Annotated in this window: 3 protein-coding genes and 1 pseudogene; 2 read left to right on the top strand and 2 right to left on the bottom strand. The window is 58.1% G+C overall.

From position 1 onward, the window contains the following. Window positions 1–194 (top strand): annotated as a pseudogene (locus NW856_RS09445) (glutamine--fructose-6-phosphate aminotransferase); the annotation flags it as partial. Here the strand turns inward: NW856_RS09445 and NW856_RS09440 are convergent. Beyond that, entirely contained in the window at window positions 155–661 is a 507-nt protein-coding gene (locus NW856_RS09440) for a heavy metal-responsive transcriptional regulator (protein WP_414399959.1), read from the bottom strand. The pseudogene NW856_RS09445 and the gene NW856_RS09440 overlap by 40 nt on opposite strands. Before the next feature lie 160 nt (window positions 662–821). Next, window positions 822–1,229 (bottom strand): ATP synthase F1 subunit epsilon, encoded by a 408-nt coding sequence (atpC, locus tag NW856_RS09435; protein WP_414355851.1) that lies wholly within the window; start codon window positions 1,227–1,229, stop codon window positions 822–824. Window positions 1,230–1,535: 306 nt separating this feature from the next. Between atpC and NW856_RS09430 the strand changes: the two genes are divergently transcribed. Beyond that, a complete protein-coding gene (locus NW856_RS09430; RefSeq protein ID WP_414355850.1) occupies window positions 1,536–2,174 on the top strand; it encodes a Crp/Fnr family transcriptional regulator in 639 nt (212 codons plus the stop codon). Window positions 2,175–2,313 lie beyond the last annotated feature (139 nt).

Here is a 2,313-nt window from a genome sequence, read left to right as displayed (position 1 = left end):
CCCTCATCAACCCCGAAGACACCCAGGTGCGGGAGAAAGCCGACCACATCATCGAGGTGCCCAGCACGACACCCCTGTTGTCGGCGGTTCTGAACGTGATCCCCCTGCAGTTGTTCGCCTACGCCATGGCTTTGCGCCGCGGAGCCGATGTGGATCAGCCGCGCAACTTGGCTAAGTCGGTAACAGTGGAGTAACGGCTGTCGCTCTTGCCACCGCCGGCCCCTGGTTTTTGCAAAATCGGGCAGATCACCTCTTTTTCATCAGCAGCCGCAGGGGGGATCTGCCAATCGGAGAGGAGACCTTGAATTTGGCTTTTCAGCGCTTGCAGATCGGCAATTCGCTGTTCAATCTCCTGCAGCTTGCCTTGCAGATGCTGGCGAATTTCTGGACAAGGCTGCTCCCCTCGGTCGTGGACATCCAGGATTTGGCGGATTTCTTCTAAGCTCAGGCCCAGGCTCTGGCAGCGGCGGATAAAAGCCAGGCGAACCAAAACCGAAGGGTCGAACAATCGATAGCTGGACTCCGCCCGTTCCACCGTTGGCTTCAGCAGGCCAGTCGACTCGTAGTAACGCACCGTGCGCACGGACAAGCCAGCTGCCAATGCCACCTGGCCGATCTTCAGGCTGGCAGACAAGTCCTGGACAGCAGCAGGATTCGACATGCCTTCAACTGGATCTTTTGTGGATTCCTCCAGCCTAACAAAGCCAATCTCGGAAGATGGAGAATGGCCATCTGGCTGCGCCTCACCTCCCCCTCTTCCCTGCAGCTTGGGCTATATCTGGAGATCCTGCATCGGGACAGAGTCAGCTTCAAGAGATCCCTCAGGTCTTACTGCCCATCTCGGCAGCTTGGATCAAGGCCCTGGCCCGCTGTTGATCCAACTTGGCCTGCAAGCGCTCTTGCTTGTCGCTGCTGGTATTCAAAACTTTGCTGGCTTCATCCAAGAGGGCCTGAGCCGCCGCCTTATCCACTGTTTCGCCCCGCTCGGCTCGGTTAACCAGGACGGTTACCTCGTTGTTTTCGACTTCTGCAAATCCGCCCATGACCGCAATGGCCGACCACTTTCCATCGGCTTTGACCCGCATAACGCCATTGCCGATAGCAGTTAAGAGGGGGGCGTGCCCGGTGAGAATGCCCAATTGGCCCGAAGTGGCAGGGAGGATCACTTCCTCGCTGGGGGCATCCCAAACCGTGCGGTCGGGGGTAATCACACGAACCATCAGCGTCACGACAGATCTCCTGAAAGCTTGAGCACTTTCGCGTCGACGGTGCGGAGCACCCTGGTTTCGATCCTAGCGGATTAGGATCCCTGCAGCTTTGCCTGGTTCCCCTTTTGTCTTTATTCTCTCGGGGCAGCCACACTTAACCTGGATATAACCTTGCCTTTACTTCAGACTGGGAGGCAAGCGCTAAGGTGTTGTCGGGAACACTTATCTCATGCCCCAACCTCAGCATTGACGGCCAGCCCATTGCTGTTGGTTTGCAAGGGGGAGCCCAACGACTGGTGCGCCCAGTTTTCCTAGCGGAGCCAGCCTATGCCTGAAGCGATGCCTAGCCATTTTGCTGCCGGCCTGTCCACACGGGAGCGCCAACTGCTGGAAGACCTCTACCGCAGCCGCAGTTTATCCCCCTACACTCCCGGCCAGGTTATCCCTTTGTTTCCTGATGAATGGGTGATCGTCTGTCGGGGGGTGGTGCAGTTGACCACCCTCTATCCCAACGGTGGTGAGGCGCTGTTGGGGTTTGCCGGCCCTTCCATGCCCCTGGGATCCCCGCTGACGATGTTGGATCCCTACCAAGCCACGGCTTTGACGGCAGTTGATGTGCTGCGGCTGCCGGCAGCAGAAGTGGAAGCCTCAGAGATCCTGAGTCAAGGGCTGCTCAAGCAGGTGGTGCGTCGGCTGCGCCAAACCGAAGCATTGCTCGCCTTGGCCGGACGGCGGCGGGTGGAGGATCGGCTGCGCCAGTTGCTCTCCCTTTTGGCTGGGGAGCTGGGATCCCCAGTTGCGACAGGGGTTCGCATTCAGGTGCGCCTTACCCACCAGGACTTGGCCAATGCCATCGGCACCACCCGGGTCACCATTACCCGTCTCCTGAACCGTTTTCGCCAGCAGGGCTGGATTGCGGTGGACAAAAACCGTCACCTTGTTATCAAACTCGCCCCCGCTCCGTGAAGCTAGTAGAAAGCCAGTAGAAGCTGAATAAGATCTGCTTCTAGGGCATGGCTAAAAGCTGGCAGTTTTTTGTTCGGAGTTGTAGTCGTTGCAGGTTAGAGTGAGATGCCTGGGCCATTGAGAAAAGACTTTGGCCGCG

This window comes from Synechococcus sp. R3-13 (genome assembly GCF_047462195.1).
Classification (GTDB): Bacteria; Cyanobacteriota; Cyanobacteriia; order Thermostichales; family Thermostichaceae; genus Thermostichus.
This window is presented reverse-complemented; position numbering and strand designations above follow the sequence as displayed.

Excerpts from the sequence above, each read along its gene's own strand:
- NW856_RS09430 (WP_414355850.1), top strand. The coding sequence starts at position 1,536 with ATGCCTGAAGCGATGCCTAGCCATTTTGCTGCCGGCCTGTCCACACGG.
- NW856_RS09440 (WP_414399959.1), bottom strand. The coding sequence starts at position 661 with ATGTCGAATCCTGCTGCTGTCCAGGACTTGTCTGCCAGCCTGAAGATC.